We start from the raw sequence: 22025 nt of genomic DNA, 5'->3' as shown, positions 1-22025 counted from the left end.
AGAGCGACACATAGCCATTTAGTCCGCGTCGTCCAGGTAACGCAGCGCCAAACGCTCTGTCGCCAGCCTCGCCGGCATCAGCAAGTGCGGCGCCACCAGCATCATGATCTGGTACACCACCACCCGCACCTCACCTTCACGGTCGAGAATCCGTTGGTAGTCCAGGGAAAACAGCAGGGTCATGGTGATCTGTTCCACCAACTGCCCCAATGCCTGGGTATCACTGACCAATTGCCCGTCCGTCTTTAGCCGGGCCAGCAACGAGGCCAGCGTGCGCTTGAGCGCCGTCAGCAGGTTGCGAATGCCCTTGGCCAGTTTCGGCAAGCGTCCCGCCAGGTTCGACAAGTCCTGGAACAGAAACCGATAGTGCGCCATGCGCTCCACGATCAGGTGCAGGAACAGCCAGTAATCCTCGGCCGCCAGTTGAGCGTCCTCAGGCGGGTCGAGCAACGGCGCCAACTCGGCCTGGAAACGCTCGAACAGCCCGAGCACCAGCGGCTCCTTGCCATGGAAGTGGTAATAGAGATTGCCCGGGCTGATCCCCATTTCATTGGCCACCTCCATGGTCGACACGTTCGGCTCGCCCTTGTGGTTGAACAACTGCAAGGCACACTCAAGGATACGGTCGCGGGTCTTCATCCAGTCTTCTTAAAATCGTCGTTGGGCTCAGCGGACCCGCACATACGTGCCCGGCGCCGCTTCCATCGGTGGGTAATTCTGGTTGCCCAGGGCGGTCAGGGTTTCGCGCTGCACCCCGGAACGTTGCTGGATCCACGCCAGCCAATTGGGCCACCAGCTGCCTTCGACGTGATTGGCGTCGTAGTACCAGGCGCGCGGGTCGCTGCTCAGCTTGAGGTTTTCGACGTAGTTGGCCTTGGGGTTGCCCGGCGGGTTGAGGATGCTCTGGATATGCCCGCTGTTGGACAGAATGAAGCGCTTGTCGCCGCCCAGCAGTTGGGTGGAGCGGTACACCGCATCCCACGGCGTGATGTGGTCGTTGATCCCGCCCACGCTGAAGCTGTCCACCGTGACCTTCTGCAAGTCGACGGGTGTGCCGCAGACTTCCAGGCCACCGGGGTGGCTCAGCGGGTTGTGTTTGAAGAAGTCCAGCAAGTCGCCATGCAGCGCGGCGGGCAGGCGGGTGTTGTCGTTGTTCCAGTACAGGATGTCGAACGCCGGCGGTTCCTTGCCCAGCAGGTAGTTGTTGATCCAGTAATTCCAGATCAGGTCATTGGGGCGCATCCAGGCGAACACTTTGGCCATGTCCCGGCCGTCGAGTACGCCTTGCTGATACGAGCGGCGCTTGGCGGCTTCCAGGGTCTGTTCGTCGGCGAAGAGGGTGGCGGGGCTGTCGATCTGGCTGTCCAGCAGGCTCACCAGGTAGCTGGCGCTCGAGACGCGGCGCAGCTGGCGCTTGGCCTGTAGATGGCCTTGCAGCGCGGCGATGGTCAGGCCACCGGCGCAGGCGCCCATCAGGTTGACCTCGCGGGCGCCGGTGATTGCGCGGCACACGTTCAGCGCTTCTTCCAGGGCGGCGACGTAGGTGGAGAGGCCCCACTCCCGATGCCGTACGTCCGGGTTGCGCCAGCTGACCATAAACACCTGCAGGCCATTTTTCAGGGCGAACTGGACAAAGCTGTTGTTCGGGCTCAGGTCGAAAATGTAGTACTTGTTGATTTGCGGCGGCACCACCAGCAGCGGCTTGGCGTACTGTTTTTCGCTCATGGGCTTGTACTGGATCAACTCCAGCAGCTCATTGCGAAACACCACCGAGCCGGGCGTGGTGGCTACCGTCTTGCCGACTTCAAAGGCCTGCTTGGTGACCTGGCGCGGCAGGCCATTGTTGTGCAGCAGGTCGTCGAACAGGTTGCTGACGCCACGCACCACGCTGTTGCCGCCGGAGTTGAGCAGTTCCTTGATTGCCAGCGGATTGAGCAACGTGTTGGACGGCGACACCGCATCGTTGAGCAGGGCAAAGGCAAAGTGCGCCCGTGCCCGGTCGTCGGGGCTGAGGTTGCTGTCGTCGATCCAGTGGCGGGTTTGTTTTTGCCAGCTCAAGTAGGCTTGCAGGCTGCGCCGATAAAACGGGTTGAGCTGCCAGGTCGGGTCGGCGAAGCGGCTGTCGGCCGGGTTCGGCTCGTGCACCGTTTCCCCCAGCAACACGCGGCCCAATTGCCCGCCCAGCTTAAGGGCGTGACGGGCGGTGTGCACCGGGTTGCGCAGGCCGTGTGCGGCGACGCTGCGCAGGGTCGACAGCAGATCCCGGCCGCGCAGGCCGGTGATCGCACTTTCAATATTGATGAACGCGGCGGGTGTGGGCACCGGGTTCGATACGGGTCTTTCTCGCATGCGCCAACACTCCTTCGTCAAGCCATCAACAAGCACGCCAATTCAGAACCATAGTCGGTTCTGGCCAAGTTGCGCGGTGCGGTCGTCCTGACCGCCACCGTCTAAAGCGCGGGTTGCGGGTGAATCACCGCCCGCAGGCGTTCCTCCTGGAGAAACTTCATGATGATCGGCGCCACCGCTTCGGCCCGGGTAATCAGGAACAGATGACCGTCGTCGATGATGTGCAGTTGGGCGTTGGGTATGCGCCAGGCCAGCATGCGCATGTTGACCAGCGGGATCAGCGGGTCGTCATCGCCGGCCAGCACCAGGGTCGGCTGCTTGATCTTGTGCAGCCAGTGGATGCTGGTCCAGCCAAGCCCGGCGAACAGTTGCCAGTAGTAACCCAGCTTGCCCGCCGAACGCACTTTGCTGGCGTGTTCGGCGGCCAGTTTCGAATCCCGGCGGAAGGAGCCGCCGTAGATCATCGGCGCAATGCGCACCACGTGGGACGGCTGGATATAGCGCCTGGGGCTGGCCATCAACCACAAGACTTTGGGTTTGCCCGGCACCATGAAGGCACCGGCGGCGGTGGCGGCGAGAATCAGCTTCTTGCAGCGCTCCGGGTAGTCATACGCAAACTGCTGCGCCAGTGCCCCGCCCCAGGAAACGCCTACCGCGTTGACCTGGCCATAGTCCAAGTAATCGAGCATGCGTGCGGTGAGCTTGGCCAGGCCAGGGAAACGATAAGGCCGGCTGGGCGTCGACGAACCGCCGACGCCCGGCACATCAAAGGCAATCACTTCCAGGTCCGGGTCCAGGGCCTGGACGAACGGAAACACCAGCTCAAGGTTGGCGCCGATGCCGTTGAAAATCAGCAGCGGCGTCAAGTGAGGCTTGCCCGGGCGTACCGCCGTGCGGATGGCTTGGCCATCCAGGTCGATGGTACGGAAGATGAACGGTTGCGGCATGCTCGTACCCTGTGAAATGGCGCTATTTCCCTGCCGGAAAACGGTCAGTGTGGGAGCTGGCTTGCCTGCGATGCAGACACCGCGGTGTATCTGGCACGCCGAGTTGATGCCATCGCAGGCAAGCCAGCTCCTACAGTAGATCCCGTTCCAGCCTACCTTTCGTGTACGTAAGTGCCCGGCGCCGCTTCAGCCGCTGCGTACGCTTTATTGCCCAGTGCGGTCGGCGCCTTTTTCAGCTTGCCCGACCGCTCCGCCTGCCACGCCTGCCAGTGCAGCCACCATGAATCAGTGTGCTTGGTGGCATTTTCCTGCCAATCCAGCGCTTTGCCCGGCATCGTATCGCTGGTCTGGTAGCGCGACTTGGGGTTGCCCGGCGGATTCAGGATGCTCTGGATATGCCCGCTGCTGGACAGCACGAACTCCACCTTGCCACCAAACAGCTGTGCCGACTTGTAGCAGGACTGCCACGGCGTGATGTGGTCGTTGGTGCCGGCCAGGGAGTAGATATCGGCGGTCACCTGCTTCAGGTCGATCGGCGTGCCGCACACTTCCAGGGCATTGGCGCGCACCAGCGGGTTGTTCTTGAACAGCTCGATCAGGTCGCCATGGAATGCGGCGGGCAGACGGGTGGTGTCGTTGTTCCAGAACAGGATGTCGAACACCGGCGGCTCGTTGCCCAGCAGGTAGTTGTTGACCCAGTAATTCCAGATCAGGTCATTGGGGCGCATCCAGGCAAACACCTTGGCCATGTCGCGGCCTTCCAGCACGCCGGCCTGGTAGGAGTGGCGCTTGGCCGCCTCCAGGGTCTGCTCGTCGACGAACAGCGCCACCTGGGTGTCCAGGGTGGTGTCCAGCACGCTCACCAGCAGGGTCAGGGCGTTGACCTTCTTCTCGCCCAGCGCCGCGTAGTGGCCCAGCAGCGCGGTGCAGGTGATGCCGCCGGAGCAGGCGCCGAGCATGTTGATGTCTTTACTGCCGGTGATCGCCGTCACCACATCGACCGCTTCTTTGAGCGCCTCGATATAAGTCGACAGGCCCCACTCGCGCTGGGCCTTGGTCGGGTTGCGCCAGCTGACGATAAAGGTCTGTTGGTTATTGCGCAGGCAGAAGCGCGCCAGGCTCTTGTCCGGGCTCAGGTCGAATACATAGAACTTGTTGATCTGCGGCGGTACCACCAGCAGCGGGCGTTCGTGCACCTGTTCGGTGATCGGCCGGTACTGGATCAGCTCCAGCACGTCGTTGCGAAACACCACGGCGCCTTCGGTGGTGCCCAGGCTTTTGCCCACTTCAAAAGCGCCCATGTTGACCTGGCTCGGCATACCGCCGTTGTGCACCATGTCTTTGGCCAGGTGTGACAGGCCATCCAGCAGGCTTTTGCCACCGGTCTCGAAGAAGCGTTTGACCGCCGCCGGGTTGGCCGCGCTGTTGGTGGGTGCCATGGCTTCGGTCATCAGGTTGATGACGAAGTGGCCGCGGCTGATGTCGTGTTCCGACAGGTTGCTGTCGGCGATCCAGTCGTGCAGCTCCTTGCGCCACGCCAGGTAGGTTTGCAGGTAACGTTTGTAGAGCGGGTTCTGGGTCCACGCCGGGTCGTTGAAACGACGGTCGTCGCTCTCGGGTGTCAGCTGTGATTTGCCGAACACCACGTTCTTCAATTCGACGCCAAAATGCGCGACGTGCTTGACGCTGTGCAACGGTTGTTTGATGGCCTGGGTCAGCACCATCCGAGCGGATGCCAGTAAATCCTTTTTCCGTAACGCGATGATCGGGTTCAGCCCCAGGGTGTTTTCCGAGGCCTGGCGTTTCAAGTCATCGTTGTTCTTGTTACTCATCTACGACGCTCCATTGTCCGACAGACGAGTACCGGGTACCGCTGTGTACCACTACTTGCCACACAGCACAGCCTGGTACTACTGCTCGGGTGACCGTTAATACCGCATCGTCAAATGCAGGGAACTTGCCAGTTCCATTGGTTACCCGAGTTTAATTTTTTTCGCAAGCGGGCCAATCGTTGGCCACGACAGAGGGGCATTCAAGCAGATGGAATTAGAAAATGCCCACTAATGAGCAAAAGGCCTGAGCTAGAGCATCAGCCGCACGACCGACTGGCTCGGGTCGCGGGTTTTTCCGGCGGCTTTCAGCTCGGCAAGATAGTCAGCCCACAGCGCGTCCTGACGCACGGCAAGTTGATAGAGGTAGTCCCAGGTGAACAATCCGCTGTCATGGCCGTCGTCGAAGGTCAATTTCAGTGCGTATTGGCCGGCGGGTTCGATCTTGGTCAAACCGACATTGAGCTTGCCGAATTGCAGGATCGGCTTGCCGTGGCCCTGGACCTCGGCGGAAGGGGAGTGCACCCGCAGGAATTCGGCGGGCAGCTGATAGACCTCGTCGGGACCGTAGGTAAGGCCCAGGGTCCTGGAGGCTTTGTGCAGGTTGATGGCGGTAGGTAGTTTGGTCATGACGGGATCCGAGCAGATCATGCAGGAGCCCGGCTTGCCGGCGATGGCGATTTCAAGGTCGCCATCGCCGGCAAGCCGGGCTCCTGCAGGGGGTTCACATGACCTACAGGATATAACGAGACAGATCTTCGTTCTGCGCCAATTCGCCCAAGTGGCTATTGACGTAGTCGGCGTCGATCTTGATCGCCTCGCCGTTCTGCGCGCCCGCCATGTCGCCGGCACTGAAGGACACTTCCTCCAGCAGGCGCTCAAGCAGGGTGTGCAGGCGACGGGCGCCGATGTTTTCGGTCTTCTCGTTGACCTGCCAGGCAATCTCCGCCAGACGCTTGATACCGTCCGGCAGGAACTCTATCCCCAGGCCTTCGGTTTTCAGCAGCTCGCGGTATTGCTCGGTCAGCGACGCATGCGGCTCGCTGAGGATGCGTTCGAAATCGCCCGGTGTCAGTGCTTTCAGCTCAACCCGAATCGGCAGACGGCCTTGCAGCTCCGGCACCAGGTCGCTTGGCTTGCTCAGGTGGAACGCACCGGAGGCGATAAACAGGATGTGGTCGGTCTTGACCATGCCCAGCTTGGTGTTCACCGTGCAGCCTTCGATCAGCGGCAGCAGGTCGCGCTGTACGCCCTCGCGGGACACATCGACCCCGCCGGAGTTACCGCGCTTGGCGACCTTGTCGATCTCGTCGATAAACACGATGCCGTGTTGCTCGACCGCCTCGAGGGCCTTGGCCTTGAGTTCTTCCTCGTTGACCAGACGCCCGGCCTCTTCGTCACGCACCAGTTTCAGCGCGTCCTTGACCTTGAGCTTGCGGCTTTTCTTCTTGCCCTTGCCCATGTTGGCGAACAGGTTCTGCAGCTGGCTGGTCATTTCTTCCATGCCAGGCGGTGCGGAGATGTCGACACCGGAGACTTCGGCGACTTCGATCTCGATTTCCTTGTCATCCAGCTGGCCTTCACGCAGGCGCTTGCGGAACAGCTGACGGGTGTTGGAATCCGAGCTCGGCGCGGCGTCTTCGTTGAAGCCCATGCGTGCCGGTGGCAGCAGGGCGTCGAGGATGCGTTCTTCGGCAGCGTCTTCGGCACGATGGCTGACCTTGGTCATTTCCTGTTCGCGCAGCAGTTTCAGGGCGGCGTCGGCCAGGTCACGAATGATCGACTCGACGTCACGGCCTACATAGCCGACTTCGGTGAACTTGGTGGCTTCGACCTTGATGAACGGCGCGTTGGCCAGCTTGGCCAGGCGTCGGGCGATTTCGGTTTTACCGACACCGGTCGGGCCGATCATCAGGATGTTCTTGGGAGTTACTTCAACGCGCAACTCTTCGGGCAGTTGCATCCGGCGCCAGCGGTTACGCAGGGCGATGGCAACGGCGCGCTTGGCATCGTCCTGGCCGATGATATGGCGATTGAGTTCATGGACGATTTCGCGGGGAGTCATGGACATAGTAATTGGCGGTCCTCAAGCGGGAATAAGCCTGCGGCTTATTCGGCGAGGTCCTGCTCCTCAATGGTCAGGTTGTGGTTGGTGAAGACACAGATGTCGCCAGCGATACCCAGGGCAGTCTCGACGATTTCCCGGGCCGACAGGTCGGTTTTCTTCAGCAGTGCGCTGGCTGCGGCCTGGGCATAACCACCGCCGGAACCCATGGCGATCAAGCCTTCTTCGGGTTCTACCACGTCGCCGTTGCCGGTGATGATCAGGGAGGCGTCTTTGTTGGCAACGGCCAGCATGGCTTCCAGGCGGCTGAGGGAGCGGTCGGTGCGCCATTCTTTGGCGAGTTCGACGGCGGCACGGACCAGGTGGCCTTGGTGCTTCTCAAGTTGGCCTTCAAAGCGCTCGAACAGGGTAAAGGCGTCAGCGGTGGCGCCGGCAAAACCGGCGAGGACCTGGCCGTGGTACAGGCGACGGACTTTTTTCGCGTTGCCTTTCATCACGGTATTGCCAAGTGAAACCTGGCCGTCGCCGCCCATGACGACTTTGCCGTGGCGGCGAACTGAAACGATGGTGGTCAAGGGGAGAGTCTCCACGCTGCGGGGCGAAAATGCCCTGATGGAACTCATATGGGGGTGGCGGGGGGGATTTCAACTGTAGGACGTGTGGTGAGCGGGCTTGCCCCGCGCTGGGCTGCGCAGCAGCCCCAACAAGAGCACAGTATCTTTTCAGACGGGTGGCGTTGCCAGTTTTGGGGGCTGCTGCGCAGCCCAGCGCGGGGCAAGCCCGCTCACCACAGCAAGCCTGCTCACCACAGCAAGCCCGCTCCCACTTTAACCCGATGCTGTTTCCGGAATCAGCGGCTTTGGCGTTGTTGTAACAACAGGTTGCTAAACCCTGCGCCCGCCAGTTGCTTCTGGGCCACGGTCAGCTGTTCACGGTTGCTGAACGGCCCCACCAGCACGCGATACCAGGTCGCATCCTTCACGGTGCCCGATTCAACCGTCACCGCCTGCCCCAGCAGAATAATCTGCGCACGTACACGGTCCGCATCTGCCTGTTTCGGGAACGAGCCCGCCTGCAGGAAGAACTTGGTCACCGGCGCCGCCTTGGTGGTGGCAACCGGCGGCGGTGGTGGCGGGGTAATCCCGGCCAACGCAGCCTGGGCCCGGGCAGTGTCGATTTTCGCCGCTTCCGCCGGCGTCACCGGTGTGGTCGGCACAGGCTGCGGCGTCGGCAGGGTTTTCTCCGGCACGGCATCCGGCGGCACGATCACTTCCGATTCCGGCAGCAGCGTGTAGAAGTCGTACTTCGGCTTCACCGGCGCTGTCGGGCTAGGGACGGTCTTGTTCGCCTCGGCCATTTTCGTGGCCTTCTGCTGCTCTTGCTTGACCCGTTTGACGTCATCGCCCTTGCCCGGGTCCAGCTTCATCAGGAACACCACAAACGCGCCGACCGTCAGGCCGATCGCCAGCCACATCCAGCCCGGGATAGGTTTCTTCGCCGGTGCCTGGTAGCGGCTGGCGCCGCGCTTGGGTGCAGGTTTTTTCTTGGCAGCCAACTTACATACGCTCCAGAGTTTCCAGGCCCAACAGCTCCAGGCCTTGCTTGAGGGTCCGTCCTGCCAGTGCGGCGAGGCGCAGGCGGCTCTGCTTTTGGGCTTCGTCGTCTGCGGTCAGGATCGGGCAGTTCTCGTAGAAGCTGGAGAACAAACCGGCGACTTCGTACAAATAGGTGCAAAGGATGTGCGGCGTGCCTTTTTCGCCGACGCTGTTCAGCACTTCGCCGAATTGCGCCAGCTTGGCGGCCAGCTCCTGCTCGTGCGGCGCTTCAAGGTTGATCTGGCCTTCCACTTCGCTGAAGTCCTTGCCCAGCTTGCGGAACACACCGGCTACCCGGGTGTAGGCATACAGCAGGTAGGGCGCGGTGTTGCCTTCGAAGTTGAGCATCAATTCGAAGTTGAAGCTGTAGTCGCTGGTGCGGTGCTTGGACAGGTCGGCATATTTCACCGCGCCAATCCCCACCACGCGGGCGATATTGCGCAGGTCGGCTTCGGCCAGCTCCGGGTTCTTTTCCTTCACCAGGTTGTAGGCGCGGTCCTGGGCTTCGGTCAGCAGGTCGATCAGCTTCACGGTGCCGCCGTCACGGGTCTTGAACGGGCGGCCATCGGCGCCGTTCATGGTGCCGAAGCCCATGTGCTCCATCTGCATCGGGTGGGTCACGAAACCGGCGCGGCGCGCCACTTCGAACACTTGCTGGAAGTGCAGGGCCTGGCGCTGGTCAACGAAATACAGGGCGCGGTCGGCTTTCAGCACGCCGCTGCGGTAGCGCACGGCGGCCAGGTCGGTGGTGGCGTAGAGATAGCCGCCGTCGGCCTTGACGATGATCACCGGCAGCGGGTCGCCGTCGGCGGTCTTGAATTCTTCGAGGAACACGCACTGGGCGCCGTTGCTCTCAACCAGCAGGCCCTTGGCCTTGAGGTCGTTGACCACGTTGATCAGGTCGTCGTTGTAGGCGCTTTCGCCCATCACGTCGGCCATGGTCAGTTTGACGTTGAGCAGCTCGTAGATTTCCTGGCAGTGGGACAGCGAGATCTCGCGGAAGCGGCCCCACAGCTCCAGGCATTCGGCATCGCCGGCTTGCAGCTTGACCACCAGGCCACGGGCGCGGTCGGCGAACTCTTCGGATTCGTCGAAACGCTTCTTGGCGGCGCGGTAGAAGTTCTCCAGGTCCGACAGCTCGTTGCTGGTGATCGGGTTTTCCTGCAAGTACGCCATCAACATGCCGAACTGGGTGCCCCAGTCGCCCACGTGGTTCTGGCGGATCACGTCGTCGCCGAGGAACTCCAGGACCCGTGCCACGCCATCGCCGATGATGGTGGAGCGCAGGTGGCCCACGTGCATTTCCTTGGCCAGGTTCGGTGCCGACAGGTCGATGGCTACGCGCTGTGCCGGGCCGGCCTTGCGCACGCCGATTTTGGCGTCGGCCAGGGCCGCGTCCAGGCGCGAAGCCAGGGCCTGGGTGTTCTGGAAGAAGTTGATAAAGCCAGGGCCGGCGATTTCCGCCTTGGTGACCTGCGGGTCGGCCGGCAGCGCGGCGATGATTTTTTCCGCGAGGTCGCGTGGCTTCAGGCCGGCGGGCTTGGCCAGCATCATCGCAATGTTGCTGGCGAAATCACCGTGGGTCTTGTCACGGGTATTTTCCACCTGGATCGCCGGCGTCAGGCCTTCAGGCAACACACCTTCGTTGACGAGTTGGGTGAGGGCTTGTTGGATCAGCTGGCGAATGGTGTCTTTCATCGTGTTCTCTTTCGACCGCAAGCGGTGGCGCGCGATGCGCAGGTGGAAAAACTGGGCATTATCCGTGGCGCGGGCGGGCTTGCCAACCTTCGCTGGACCTTGACGGACGATTAACCTGTGGCGAGGGAGCTTGCTCCCGCTGGGCTGCGAAGCAGCCCCACACTTTTGGGAGCGCTTCGCACTCCAGCGGGAGCAAGCTCCCTCGCCACAGGGGGTTAGTACAAATCTACCGGGTCTACGTCCAGCGACCATCTCACTTGGCGACCGCTCGGCATTTGCTCCAGGGCAAGTAACCAGCTGCTTAATAAACGATGCAGCGGGGCACGGGCACTGGCTTGCAAGAGTAGCTGGGCGCGGTAGCGGCCGGCGCGGCGTTCCATTGGGGCGGGCACTGGGCCCAGCAGCTCGATGCCGGTCAGACCCAGTTCCCCCAGTAAACGTTCAGCCTCGCTGCACGCTTCATCGAGGAAACCTTCGGCCTGCCCGGGCTTGTGCGCCTCGGCCCGCAGCAGCGCCAGGTGCGCAAACGGCGGCAAACCGGCGGCGCGGCGTTCGCTCAAGGCTTGTTCGGCGAAGGCAAAGTAGCCTTGTTCTGTCAGTTGAATCAGCAATGGATGGTCGGCCAGGTGCGTCTGGATGATCACCTTGCCCGGCTCTTCGGCCCGCCCGGCCCGGCCTGCGACCTGCACGATCAGCTGGGCCATGCGCTCGCTGGCGCGAAAATCTCCGGAGAACAACCCGCCGTCGGCATCCAGGATCGACACCAGGGTCACCCGTGGGAAGTGATGCCCCTTGGCAAGCATCTGGGTGCCCACCAGGATGCAGGGCTGGCCTTTCTGGATCGTGGCGAACAGCTGATTCATCGCGTCTTTGCGCGAGGTGCTGTCACGGTCGACCCGCAATACCGGGTAATCCGGGAACAGAATGCCCAAGCGCTCCTCGGCCCGCTCGGTGCCGGCACCCACCGGCCGCAAGTCCACTTTGCCGCACTGCGGGCAGTGACGCGGCACCCGTTCCACATGGCCGCAGTGATGGCAGCGCAGCTCGCCGGAGCGCTGGTGCACGGTCATCCGCGCATCGCAGCGATTGCACTCGGACATCCAGCCACAGTCATGGCACAGCAGCGTCGGCGCAAAACCCCGGCGGTTGAGGAACACCAGCACTTGCTGGCCCGCCGCGAGGGTTTGCCCGATGGCTTGCTGCATCGGCCCGGAAATGCCGCTGTCCAGCGGGCGACTTTTTACATCCAGGCGCAGGAAGCGTGGCTGCTTGGCGCCGCCGGCCCGCTCGTTGAGGCGCAGCAGGCCGTAGCGGCCGGTGTAGGCGTTGTGCAGGCTTTCCAGGGAGGGCGTGGCCGAACCCAGCACAATCGGGATGTTTTCCTGGCGGGCGCGCACCAGCGCGAGGTCGCGGGCGTGGTAGCGCAGGCCTTCCTGCTGTTTATAGGAGCCGTCGTGTTCTTCGTCGATGATGATCAGCCCGGGATTTTTCATCGGGGTGAACAGCGCCGAACGGGTGCCGATAATAATGTCGGCCTCGCCGTCCCGGGCGGCGAGCCAGGATTCCAGGCGCTCGCGGTCGTTGACCGCCGAGTGCACCAGGGCGATGCGCGCGTTGAAGCGCTGTTCGAAACGCGCCAGGGTTTGCGGGCCGAGGTTGATCTCGGGGATCAGCACCAGTGCCTGTTTGCCGGCTTCGAGGGTTTCGCGGATCAACTGCAAATAGACTTCGGTCTTGCCGCTGCCGGTCACGCCGGCCAGCAGGAACGCGTGGAAGCTGTCGAAACCGGCGCGAATCGCCTCGCAGGCGGCGCGTTGTTCGGGGTTGAGTGGCAGCTCGGGCTGGGCCAGCCAGTGTTCGTGGCGCTCACCGGGCGCGTGTTTGCGGATCTCCACTTGCACCAGGCCCTTGGCCAGCAGCAAGTCCAGGCTGTCCTTGCTCAGCATCAGCTTGCTTAATAGCTGATGGGCGACGCCGTGGGGATGCTGGGCCAGCGTCGCCAGGGCTTCACGCTGGCGCGGCGCGCGGGCGATGCGCGGGTCGTCCATGCGCGCGCCCGGCACCATCGACCAGAAACGCTCCTGGCGCGCCTCGGCCAGTTCGCCCTGGCGCAACAGCACCGGCAGCGCCCAGCTCAAGGTGTCGCCGAGGCTGTGCTGGTAATACTGCGAGGTCCACAGGCACAGCTTGAACAGCGCGGGCGGCAGCGGGGGCGTGGTGTCGAGGATGGCCACGGCGGGCTTGAGCTTCTCGGCGGGCACTTCGCTGTGATCGGCGACCTCTACCAGGATGCCTATCATCTCCCGGCGGCCAAATGGTACCCGCACGCGCATGCCGGGCTGCAACTGCGACCGCAATACGCCGGCAGGTGCCCGGTAGTCGAACAGGCGGCGCAGGGGCGAGGGCAGGGCGAGGCGCAAAATGGCGTCGGGCACGCGGGGGTTCTCATATGACGGGCGGCGAAGAAGGGCGGGAGCCTAGCAGACCAGCGGTGGATGTGGGAGCCGGGCTTGCCCGCGACAGTATTGACACGGTGCACCTGAGACACCGCGGCGCCTGCATCGCGGGCAAGCCCGGCTCCCACAGGGCCTTGTGTATACCGCGCTTTTCTGATGAAAGGGGCCGTAGTGCTTCTTGCGCGTTTAAAAAGGTCTGGTAGAATCCGCGGCCTAATTACGTGCGGTATTCAACAATAGTGTTGATTGGCGGCACGCTAGCCTGAGGAATACACCATGAAAGCCGATATCCATCCAAACTATGTTGCCATCGACGTTACCTGCAGCTGCGGTAACAAGTTCGAAACCCGTTCGACTTTCGGCAAAGCTCTGCCAATCGACGTGTGCAACGAGTGCCACCCGTTCTACACCGGCAAGCAGAAGACTCTGGATGTTGGCGGCCGTGTTGATCGCTTCAAGACCCGCTTCGGTGCTTTCGGCGCTAAAGCTGCTCCTAAAGCCGAGTAAGGCTGGTTCGCTTGGATGGCCTGTATGGCTTGTCCTCGCTGATGAAAAAGGCGTCCCTTGTGGGCGCCTTTTTTGTGTCTGCGATTTGGCTCGCGCCCGCCCAGGCCGAGGTGTTCTGCCCGGCGCCCTCGACCTTGGCCACGTTCGAGGTGCAACGGGTGGTGGATGGCGACACCGTGCGCCTCAAGGACGGCCGCAGCGTGCGCATGATCGGCGTCAATGCCCCGGAAACCGGCAAGAAGGGCCGCACTGACGAGCCTTTTGCCGTGGCTGCTCGCGAGCGGCTGCAAAGCCTGGTGGATGCGAGCAACGGGCGAGTGGGCGTGGTGCCCGGCCGGGAAAGCAAGGACCGGTACGGGCGCACGCTGGCCCATCTCTACGGCGCCAACGGGGCGAATCTGGAGGCGCAGTTGCTCGCCGAAGGCCTCGGTTTCCTGGTGGCGGTCGCGCCGAATGTGGAGCTGGTTACCTGCCAGCAGGCCGCCGAACGCAGCGCCCGGCAGGCCCGTTTGGGGGTTTGGCGCCAATCACCGGTGGTCGATGCGGCGAAGATCCAGCGCTCGGGCTTTGCGGTGGTCAGTGGCCAGGTGAGCAGCATCGAGCGCAATCGCGGCGGAATCTGGATTGAGTTGCAGGACTCACTGGTATTACGCATTGCACCCAATCTTGCGGACCTGTTCGACAGCGCGCTGTTAAACGGTTTGCAGGGCCAGTCCATCGAGGCCCGAGGCTGGGTGCTGGACCGTTCCCGACGCGGCGGCCTGAAAAATGGCCAGGCGCGCTGGCTGTTGCCACTGACCGATCCCGGCATGCTTCAGCGGATGCCGCAAGAAAAAATTGTAGACATTTTTTCGTATGATTGTGAACAGTTGAGCCCTTGTATCCCGTGGCTCTTGGCCAAAAGTCGTAGGGCAGGGCCCTTGACACCTGTGACTGCCCAGTCTTGTGGGGACTTTGCGACACGCGTATCCTCGGCGGTCCGTCGACCAACAGTAAAAGCGGAATGCCGATATGTCTGATTTGAAAACTGCCGCTCTCGAATATCATGCCCATCCTCGTCCAGGAAAGCTGAGTGTAGAGCTCACCAAAGCCACTGCCACCGCCCGCGACCTGTCGCTGGCCTACAGCCCTGGCGTTGCCGAGCCCGTACGTGAAATCGCCCGCGATCCTGAACTGGCCTACAAGTACACCGGCAAAGGCAACCTGGTTGCAGTGATCTCTGATGGCACCGCGATCCTGGGCCTGGGTAACCTCGGCCCATTGGCTTCCAAGCCAGTCATGGAAGGTAAAGGCGTGCTGTTCAAGCGCTTCGCCGGCATTGACGTATTCGACATCGAAGTCGATTCCGAGAGCCCACAGGCTTTCATCGACACCGTAAAACGTATCTCCATTACGTTCGGTGGCATCAACCTGGAAGACATCAAGGCACCTGAGTGCTTCGAGATCGAAAAGGCCCTGATCGAACAGTGCGACATCCCGGTTTTCCACGATGACCAGCACGGCACCGCAATCGTTACTGCCGCCGGCATGATCAACGCCCTGGAAATCGCTGGCAAAACCCTCGGCGAAGCCAAGATCGTGTGCCTGGGCGCCGGCGCTGCGGCCATCTCCTGCATGAAGTTGCTGGTGAGCATGGGCGCCAAGCTGGAAAACATCTACATGGTGGACAGCAAGGGCGTCGTGCAGTCCGAGCGTACCGACCTGAACCAGTACAAGGCGATGTTCGCGCATCCGTCGTCCAAGCGTACCCTGGCTGACGCCCTCGACGGTGCAGACGTGTTCGTTGGCTTGTCCGGCCCGAACCTGCTGAGCGCCGAAGGCCTCAAGTCCATGGCGGCCAACCCGATCGTGTTCGCGTGCTCCAACCCGGACCCGGAGATCTCCCCGGAACTGGCCCACGCTACCCGTAGCGACGTGATCATGGCCACCGGCCGTTCGGACTACCCGAACCAGGTCAACAACGTACTGGGCTTCCCGTTCATCTTCCGTGGTGCCCTGGACGTTCGCGCCAAGCGCATCAACGAAGAAATGAAAGTGGCTGCCGCCAATGCCCTGCGTGAACTGGCCAAGCTGCCGGTGCCTCAGGAAGTGTGCGACGCCTACGGCGGCATCAAGCTGGAATTCGGTCGTGAGTACATCATCCCGAAACCAATGGATAAGCGCCTGATCACCCTGATCTCCGATGCCGTGGCCAAAGCCGCGATCGAGACCGGTGTGGCCACCCTGCCGTATCCGAAGCACTACCCGCTGCAAAGCGTGGATGATGTGTTCAACGGCTAAGCTGTTGTAACGCACCCACAAAAAAGCCCCGGCTCTTGCGAGTCGGGGCTTTTTTGTGGCTGGTGTCCCGTCCTGAATAAGGTTTACACCTTCTGACCGATCTTCAGGAGGATTCAATGGATACGGGAAAAAGGCGGAGCCAGCGCGATTACACGCTAGCTTTTAAATTGTCAGTCGTAGATCAAGTCGAAAAAGGCGAGTTGAGTTATAAAGAGGCTCAACGGCGCTTTGGCATTCAAGGCCGGTCCACGGTACTGGTTTGGTTACGCAAGCATGGCCGACAGAACTGGAGCCAAGGCGCCTCAATCCGAGCGCCGCGGAGCAGGCCGATGACCGACCCCAACCTCCCGCTGACACCCGAACAGCGGATCAAAGAGCTTGAAGAACAGTTGGCGCTGAGCAATCAGAAGGCCCAGTTCTTTGAAGCTGTCGTGAACGTCTTGAAAAATGATTACGGTGTGTCCATCGTAAAAAAGCGACCCGGCAAGTCCTCTCGCAAGGGCAAATCCAAGACCTGAGCATTAGCAGGGCTTGCCTGTTTATGGGCATTTCGCGCCAAGCGTATTACAAGCGCAACCGAGCCTTTGACGCGAGAGTTTGCCAAGACCAGCAAGTCGTGGAATTCGTTCTGGAAAAGCGTCGCCGCCAGCCGAGGCTTGGGACGCGCAAACTGCACCATCTGATGGTAATTGAAGCCACAGCGGCGCTACGTGTCGGTCGAGACCGCCTGTTTTCCATCTTGCGAGAGGCGCGAGAGCTGGTCCCTCGCAAACGTGCTTATCATAAAACCACGCATAGCCATCATCGCTTCCGCCGTCACCCCAACCTACTCAAAGCTGGCCCGGAACAAGTTGTAGCCAGCAGACCTGAGCAGGTTTGGGTCGCAGACATTACCTATCTCCCAACGCGGGAAAGTGTCGCTTACGTTAGCCTGATAACAGACGCGTACTCACGCAAAATCGTGGGTCATCATGTGCACGGCAGCCTGCATACGGAGTCGGTGGTCAAGGCGCTGCAGAAGGCTGTTAGTCAGCGAAAATCCAATCAACCGCTCATTCATCATTCAGATCGCGGAGCCCAGTACTGCTCCGATTTATACCAACGGATGCATACCCGGCATGGAATCAGATGCTCAATGACTGACGGTTATGATTGCTATCAGAACGCGATGGCGGAGCGGATAAATGGGATTTTGAAGACTGAGTTTTTGCTGCATCGTCCTAAAGACCTGGCGGATGCAGTGAAAATGGTGGATGAGTCGGTGCAAATCTACAACCGGGAGCGGCCGCACTTATCCCTGAAATACAAAACGCCCGATGCGGTGCATCGGGCGTTTTGAGACTGAAACAGGTGTAAACCTATTTCAGGACTAGACATGGCGATTACGTCAGAACAAGTCGATCGGCGCCGCCTCATCCGCCGGCAGCGGGCTGCCCGGTGCAACACCGTTGCCCAGTTCGTTGACCGACGGTGGCGTGTCTTCGCTCTTGAACAGCTCGAAGTACGCATTCGGCGTGCTCGGCGCTGCCGCACGACCGCTGACCGGGTCGATCCGCAGGCTGAGAATACCTTCCGGCTCTGGCTGGGTATGCAGCGGCATATCCTTGAGCGCGGCGCCCATGTAGCTCATCCAGATCGGCAGTGCGACGGTACCGCCGAACTCGCGGCGCCCGAGACTTTCCGGCTGGTCGTAACCGGTCCATACGGTGGTCACGTAATCGGCGTTGTAGCCCGAGAACCATGCATCCTTGGAGTCGTTGGTGGTACCGGTTTTACCGGCGATGTCAGCGCGGCCCAGGGCCAGTGCGCGACGGCCAGTACCCTTCTTGATCACGTCTTCCAGGATGCTGTTGAGGATGTAGGTGGTACGGCCATCCACGACACGCTCAGCCACGGCCGGCGCTTGTGGCGCGGCGGGTGCACCGGCGGCCGGGGCTTCGCCTGGCGTCGGTTCGATGGTGATACCGCCGTTGGTCGGTGCCGCCTGACCGTCAGTGGCTGCGACGCCATTGACCACGTCGCCCGGAACCCGCGGCGGGTTGGCGGTGAACAGGGTTTCGCCGCTACGGCTTTCGATCTTGTCGATCAGGTACGGCGTGATCTTGTAGCCGCCGTTGGCAAAGGTGCTCCAGCCGGTGGCGATTTCCATCGGCGTCAGCGTGGCCGTACCCAGTGCCAGGGACAGGTTGGGCGGCAGGTCCGACTTGTTGAAGCCGAAGCGGGTGATGTAGTCGATGGTCTTGCCTACACCCATCGCTTGCAGCAGGCGGATCGACACCAGGTTACGCGACTTGTACAGCGCCTCGCGGATGCGGATCGGGCCAAGGAAGGTGTTGGTGTCGTTCTTCGGGCGCCAGACCTTGTCCAGGTACTCGTCGACAAACACGATCGGTGCATCGTTGACCAGGCTGGCGGCGGTGTAGCCGTTATCCAGTGCAGCGCTGTAGATGAACGGCTTGAAGCTGGAACCCGGCTGGCGCTTGGCTTGGGTGGCGCGGTTGTAGTTGCTCTGCTCGAAGGCAAAACCACCGACCAGGGCGCGGATTGCACCGTTCTGCGGGTCAAGTGATACCAGGGCGCCCTGCGCCACCGGCACCTGGCTGAATTTGAGGCTGTCGTCTTTCTGGCGCTGCACGCGGATCAGGTCACCGACCTGCGCCACGTCCGACGGCTGCTTGGGCATCGCGCCCATGCTGTTGGTGTTCAGGAACGGGCGAGCCCATTTCATGCTGTCCCACGACACATGTTCTTCGCCAGTGCGGGTCAGTACCTGCACGCCATCTTTCTTCACCTGGGTGACGATGGCGGGCTCAAGGCCGCTGATCGGGCGCTGTTTGCCCAGCTCGACGGTCCAGGCGCTCAGGGTCTTGCCCGGCAGGCGCGATTCAGGGCCGCGGTAGCCGTGGCGCTGATCGTAGGCGACCAGGCCATCGTGCACCGACTTGTTGGCGATTTCCTGCAGGTTGCTCGGAATCGTCGTGGTCACGCGGAAACCTTCGGTGTACGCCTCGCTGCCGTAACGGCCGACCATCTCGGCACGGGCCATTTCGGCAATATACGGGGCATTCACTTCCGGCGTTGGTACGTGGTAGCTGGCGTTCAACGGCTCGGCCACGGCACTTTCGTACGCGGCCTGGTCGATCTTGCCCAGTTTGTACATGCGGCCCAGGATCCAGTCGCGACGCTCTTTACTGCGCGCCGGGTTGGCCAGCGGGTTGAAGCGTGAAGGCGCCTTTGGCAGGCCGGCAATCATCGCCATCTGCGCCAGGCTGGCGTCACGAATCGACTTGCCGTAGTAAACCTGGGAAGCCGCCTCGATGCCGTAGGCACGGTTGCCGAGGTAGATCTTGTTGACGTACAGCTCAAGGATCTCGTCCTTGGTCAGCTGACGTTCGATCTGCAACGCCAGGAGGATTTCCGTGGCCTTGCGGGAAAAGCTGCGTTCGCTGGTCAGGAAGAAGTTCTTCGCCACCTGCATGGTGATGGTGCTGCCACCGGACTGAATGTGTCCGCTTTTTACCAACTGCGTGGCGGCCCGCACCAGGCTGCTTGGGTCGACGCCATAGTGATTGGCGAAGTTATCGTCTTCAGCCGACAGCAGGGCGTTGATGAAATTGGGTGGAATGTCGGCGAAACGGATCGGGGTGCGGCGCATTTCGCCGAACTCCGCGATCAGTTTTTCATCGCTGCTGTAGACCCGCAAAGGAATCTGCAACTGGATACTTCTCAGGGCCTCTACGGAGGGCAAACCCGGACTAAGGTAGAGATAGGCCCCGCTGAGCACGAGCATCAGCCCGCAGACGATCGCGACAATGGAGTACCCGAAAAACTTCAGCAGACGAATCAAGGCTTTTGGATTTCCAAGGAAAAGAATGGGTTAGGCGTCGGGGCATGCACGGCAAGCGGTGGATCGACCCGGCCAGCAGATAAACGCGGGAAAAAACGCTGGGCATTAAAGCATTTTTCGGCTTCGGGCGTCATTCGCGCCGCTCGTACAAGCCGACCGAATGCATGAAGCCTGGCAACAATCAGTCCGTAAGACAGGGAAAGTTTTGGGGAGTTTTATGCGAAAGGGATTTTTCAGGCGAAAAGCCGATGCCGTGCTCGGCGTCGATATCAACGACGCCGGTGTCAGGTTGGTGGAGCTGGAGGTTTCAGGCGGCGGCTACAGCGTCCGGACCTATGCCATGCAGCAGTTGCCGGCCCATGCGGTGGTCGACAGCAGCGTGGTCGATTTTGATGCCGTCGCGCAGGCCCTTTCCCGGGCGCTGGCACAGGCCCATACATCACTCAGGCAGGCCGCCGTGGCGGTGGCCGGGGCGTCTGTGATTACCCGGGTGATCGAGATGGAGGCGGGACTCACGGAGGCTGAAATGACACGTCGAATCCACGTGGAAGCGGACCAGTACATTCCTTATCCGTTGGAAGATGTGGCCATCGACTTTCAGGTGCAAGGCCCGTCGGCCCATGACCCGCAGCGAATCGAGGTGCTGCTGGTTGCCTGCCTCAAGGAGCAGGTGGAGGCCCGTGAGGCGGTTTTGGCCCTGGCCGGGCTGGCGACGCGGATAGTGGATGTCGAAGCATTTGCATTGGCTCGCGCGGGCAGGCAGGCTTCGGACAGCATCACGCCGGGCCGTCGTGTCGATGGCGCGCGATGGGCCGTGGATGCCCAGGGAATGGGAGTGGCCTGTGGGTTGGCCCTGAGGAGTTTCGACTGATGACACGAATCAACCTGCTGCCTTGGCGCGCAGAACGGAATGAGCGGCGGCGCAAATACTTCCTGGTGTTCTTGTTGGGGGCTGCGGCTGTGGCCCTGGCTGCGGTATGGCTGGCAGACCAGGTGATCGATCGCGCGATTGACCGGCAAATGGCTCGCAACAGCCAGTTGAGCCAGGGTGTCACCGGGCTCGACTCCCGGATCAAGGCCATCGACGAGTTGCATGAACAGCGCCAGCAGTTGATGGAGCGGATGAAGGTCGTGCAGGGTTTGCAGGACGACCGTTCGAAGGGTGCCCAGTTGCTGGACCAGTTGGCCCGTGCCGTGCCGGACGGCGTGCAGTTGCGAGAGGTGAGCGTGGACGGTGGTGCTGTTTCGATCAGTGGCACTGCCGAGTCGAACCAGGACATTGCTCAGTTGATGCGTGGCCTTGAGGCCGCGGATGACTTGCAGGCGCCAAGGCTTCAACGGGTTCGGGGCGCGCAGGGCGGCGAGGACAACGGCTTTCAACTGACGGTGCGCCATGGTCATTCGGATGAGGTGCGCCAATGAGAGGGGCGTCAGGCTTGCCAAGGCTGACGGAACTTGAAATTGCCCAGCTCTACCGAAACGCCGCCAACTGGCCCCTGCCTGCCAAGGCGTTGCTGGGTGGCGCGGTTGTTTGCCTGCTGTGGATAGCGGGCAGCACCTTCTACTTGAGCGGGTCACGGGAGCAATTGCACCAGCTAGAGGTGCAGGAAGGGGGGCTTGAACAGCAGGTAGCGCTGAAGACCAGCCAGGCGGCGGGTCTGGAATCTCAGGCCCGCGCACTGGAAACGATGCAAGGCCGTTTCGCCAACCTGTTGCGGCAGTTGCCAGCCGATACCGAAGTGCCCGGCCTGCTTGAAGATATCAGCCGCCTGGGTGCCGCCAATGGCCTGGTACTGGAGGGCATCGAACTTCTGGATGAGCAGCCTCGGCCCCTCTATATCGAGCTGCCCATGCAGATTGGCGTCACCGGGGCTTTTCCTGATCTGGCGGCGTTCATCAACGGTGTGGCCGGCTTGCACCGGATTGTTACGGTGCATGACCTGGCGCTAAGCCACGCAAATCCCTCGTTGTTGCACCTCAGCCTGGTGGCCAAGACTTATCGCCACAACCAGCAGGCGGGTGATGACTTGCGCGAGTCATCGCAGGCTTTGGTCGAATCCGGTCCGCCGCCGCCAATTGCCTGCGATTTTGCGTCCTTGCGTGATCCTTTCCAGTCGCCCTCTCGCCAGCGTGTGCGGCCCGTTGGGCGACCGGTAGCGGGCCCGGATCTCGCCCGGCCCCGAGGCGTGCTCGAAAGCCTCGCCGTGGAGCAGTTCGAGATGGTCGGCACCTTGTCCCTGGAGACGCAAACCTTCGCGCTGCTGCGTGGAGCCGCGTCTATCCATCGCCTGGCAATCGGCGATTACCTGGGCCCGGACCACGGGCGCATCACCGCGATTCATGACTCCCATGTCGAGCTGGCCGAGCTTTTCCCGGATGGCCAGGGCGCTTGGCTGGAACGCTCGCAAACCCTTGCCCTGAACGTAAACTCATAACGGAAACAAACAATGAA

17 protein-coding genes and 1 pseudogene are annotated in these 22025 nt (G+C 61.7%); 7 read left to right on the top strand and 11 right to left on the bottom strand.

The features are described from left to right. Window positions 1-18: 18 nt before the first annotated feature. The 10 genes from HKK54_RS08515 to HKK54_RS08470 all read right to left on the bottom strand — a co-directional run bounded on the left by HKK54_RS08515 (window position 19) and on the right by HKK54_RS08470 (window position 12918). A complete protein-coding gene (locus HKK54_RS08515) occupies window positions 19-639 on the bottom strand; it encodes a TetR/AcrR family transcriptional regulator (protein ID WP_169386563.1) in 621 nt (206 codons plus the stop codon). 27 nt (window positions 640-666) lie between these two features. Continuing rightward, window positions 667-2349 carry a class II poly(R)-hydroxyalkanoic acid synthase gene (phaC, locus tag HKK54_RS08510; RefSeq protein ID WP_010169184.1) on the bottom strand — a complete coding sequence of 561 codons (1683 nt, stop codon included), beginning with the start codon at window positions 2347-2349 and terminating at the stop codon, window positions 667-669. A 101-nt stretch (window positions 2350-2450) separates the two neighbouring features. After that, window positions 2451-3296, bottom strand: a complete 846-nt coding sequence (gene phaZ / locus HKK54_RS08505; protein ID WP_010169185.1) for a poly(3-hydroxyalkanoate) depolymerase — start codon at window positions 3294-3296, stop codon at window positions 2451-2453. A gap of 152 nt (window positions 3297-3448) precedes the next feature. Next, window positions 3449-5128: a class II poly(R)-hydroxyalkanoic acid synthase gene (gene phaC, locus HKK54_RS08500; protein WP_010169186.1), complete on the bottom strand. Its 1680-nt coding sequence runs from the start codon at window positions 5126-5128 to the stop codon at window positions 3449-3451. A 249-nt stretch (window positions 5129-5377) separates the two neighbouring features. Further along, window positions 5378-5755: a gamma-butyrobetaine hydroxylase-like domain-containing protein gene (locus HKK54_RS08495; RefSeq protein WP_003209319.1), complete on the bottom strand. Its 378-nt coding sequence runs from the start codon at window positions 5753-5755 to the stop codon at window positions 5378-5380. Window positions 5756-5858: 103 nt separating this feature from the next. Beyond that, window positions 5859-7196: an ATP-dependent protease ATPase subunit HslU gene (hslU, locus tag HKK54_RS08490; RefSeq protein ID WP_010169189.1), complete on the bottom strand. Its 1338-nt coding sequence runs from the start codon at window positions 7194-7196 to the stop codon at window positions 5859-5861. A gap of 38 nt (window positions 7197-7234) precedes the next feature. Next, entirely contained in the window at window positions 7235-7765 is a 531-nt protein-coding gene (gene hslV / locus HKK54_RS08485; RefSeq protein WP_003209323.1) for an ATP-dependent protease subunit HslV, read from the bottom strand. 275 nt (window positions 7766-8040) lie between these two features. Then, the gene (locus HKK54_RS08480) at window positions 8041-8745 is read right to left on the bottom strand and encodes an SPOR domain-containing protein (RefSeq protein ID WP_010169192.1); all 705 of its coding nucleotides are present in this window, start codon (window positions 8743-8745) and stop codon (window positions 8041-8043) included. Between the two features lies 1 nt (window position 8746). Continuing rightward, complete coding sequence (gene argS / locus HKK54_RS08475) at window positions 8747-10483, bottom strand: arginine--tRNA ligase (protein ID WP_169386562.1); 1737 nt, start codon at window positions 10481-10483, stop codon at window positions 8747-8749. Window positions 10484-10698: 215 nt separating this feature from the next. Then, complete coding sequence (locus HKK54_RS08470; RefSeq protein ID WP_169386561.1) at window positions 10699-12918, bottom strand: primosomal protein N'; 2220 nt, start codon at window positions 12916-12918, stop codon at window positions 10699-10701. A 297-nt stretch (window positions 12919-13215) separates the two neighbouring features. On the opposite strand from HKK54_RS08470, the gene rpmE reads away from it, so the two are divergent. The 4 genes and pseudogenes from rpmE to HKK54_RS08450 all read left to right on the top strand — a co-directional run bounded on the left by rpmE (window position 13216) and on the right by HKK54_RS08450 (window position 17065). Further along, window positions 13216-13446, top strand: a complete 231-nt coding sequence (gene rpmE, locus HKK54_RS08465) for a 50S ribosomal protein L31 (RefSeq protein ID WP_003209330.1) — start codon at window positions 13216-13218, stop codon at window positions 13444-13446. 41 nt (window positions 13447-13487) lie between these two features. Further along, window positions 13488-14264: pseudogene (locus tag HKK54_RS08460) on the top strand (thermonuclease family protein); the annotation flags it as partial. A 193-nt stretch (window positions 14265-14457) separates the two neighbouring features. Then, the gene (locus HKK54_RS08455; protein ID WP_010169201.1) at window positions 14458-15726 is read left to right on the top strand and encodes a malic enzyme-like NAD(P)-binding protein; all 1269 of its coding nucleotides are present in this window, start codon (window positions 14458-14460) and stop codon (window positions 15724-15726) included. Window positions 15727-15842: 116 nt separating this feature from the next. Then, window positions 15843-17065 (top strand): IS3 family transposase gene (locus HKK54_RS08450; RefSeq protein WP_169386560.1). Its coding sequence is split into 2 segments (ribosomal slippage): window positions 15843-16194 and window positions 16194-17065, totalling 1224 coding nucleotides; the frame shifts between segments, so codons are not numbered across the junction. A gap of 48 nt (window positions 17066-17113) precedes the next feature. Here the strand turns inward: HKK54_RS08450 and HKK54_RS08445 are convergent. Next, window positions 17114-19570: a penicillin-binding protein 1A gene (locus HKK54_RS08445; protein ID WP_442962334.1), complete on the bottom strand. Its 2457-nt coding sequence runs from the start codon at window positions 19568-19570 to the stop codon at window positions 17114-17116. Between the two features lie 220 nt (window positions 19571-19790). Between HKK54_RS08445 and pilM the strand changes: the two genes are divergently transcribed. From pilM to HKK54_RS08430, 3 genes are read left to right on the top strand one after another with little or no spacing between them, the layout of a single operon-like run. Next, window positions 19791-20444: a type IV pilus biogenesis protein PilM gene (gene pilM, locus HKK54_RS08440; RefSeq protein WP_010169204.1), complete on the top strand. Its 654-nt coding sequence runs from the start codon at window positions 19791-19793 to the stop codon at window positions 20442-20444. Beyond that, complete coding sequence (locus tag HKK54_RS08435) at window positions 20444-20995, top strand: PilN domain-containing protein (protein ID WP_010169205.1); 552 nt, start codon at window positions 20444-20446, stop codon at window positions 20993-20995. Before pilM ends, HKK54_RS08435 begins: the two co-directional genes overlap by 1 nt. Next, window positions 20992-22008, top strand: a complete 1017-nt coding sequence (locus HKK54_RS08430) for a pilus assembly protein PilP (protein ID WP_169386559.1) — start codon at window positions 20992-20994, stop codon at window positions 22006-22008. Before HKK54_RS08435 ends, HKK54_RS08430 begins: the two co-directional genes overlap by 4 nt. The last annotated feature ends 17 nt before the right edge of the window (window positions 22009-22025 follow it).

It is taken from the genome of Pseudomonas sp. ADAK13, from assembly GCF_012935715.1.
GTDB lineage: Bacteria > Pseudomonadota > Gammaproteobacteria > Pseudomonadales > Pseudomonadaceae > Aquipseudomonas.
This window is presented reverse-complemented; position numbering and strand designations above follow the sequence as displayed.

Bases quoted from the DNA above. Each gene is read 5' to 3' on its own strand.
- HKK54_RS08515 (WP_169386563.1), bottom strand. From the start codon at position 639: ATGAAGACCCGCGACCGTATCCTTGAGTGTGCCTTGCAGTTGTTCAAC.
- rpmE (WP_003209330.1), top strand. From the start codon at position 13,216: ATGAAAGCCGATATCCATCCAAACTATGTTGCCATCGACGTTACCTGC.
- argS (WP_169386562.1), bottom strand. From the start codon at position 10,483: ATGAAAGACACCATTCGCCAGCTGATCCAACAAGCCCTCACCCAACTC.
- phaZ (WP_010169185.1), bottom strand. From the start codon at position 3,296: ATGCCGCAACCGTTCATCTTCCGTACCATCGACCTGGATGGCCAAGCC.
- HKK54_RS08430 (WP_169386559.1), top strand. From the start codon at position 20,992: ATGAGAGGGGCGTCAGGCTTGCCAAGGCTGACGGAACTTGAAATTGCC.
- HKK54_RS08455 (WP_010169201.1), top strand. From the start codon at position 14,458: ATGTCTGATTTGAAAACTGCCGCTCTCGAATATCATGCCCATCCTCGT.
- phaC (WP_010169186.1), bottom strand. From the start codon at position 5,128: ATGAGTAACAAGAACAACGATGACTTGAAACGCCAGGCCTCGGAAAAC.
- pilM (WP_010169204.1), top strand. From the start codon at position 19,791: ATGCGAAAGGGATTTTTCAGGCGAAAAGCCGATGCCGTGCTCGGCGTC.
- hslU (WP_010169189.1), bottom strand. From the start codon at position 7,196: ATGTCCATGACTCCCCGCGAAATCGTCCATGAACTCAATCGCCATATC.
- HKK54_RS08435 (WP_010169205.1), top strand. From the start codon at position 20,444: ATGACACGAATCAACCTGCTGCCTTGGCGCGCAGAACGGAATGAGCGG.
- phaC (WP_010169184.1), bottom strand. From the start codon at position 2,349: ATGCGAGAAAGACCCGTATCGAACCCGGTGCCCACACCCGCCGCGTTC.
- HKK54_RS08495 (WP_003209319.1), bottom strand. From the start codon at position 5,755: ATGACCAAACTACCTACCGCCATCAACCTGCACAAAGCCTCCAGGACC.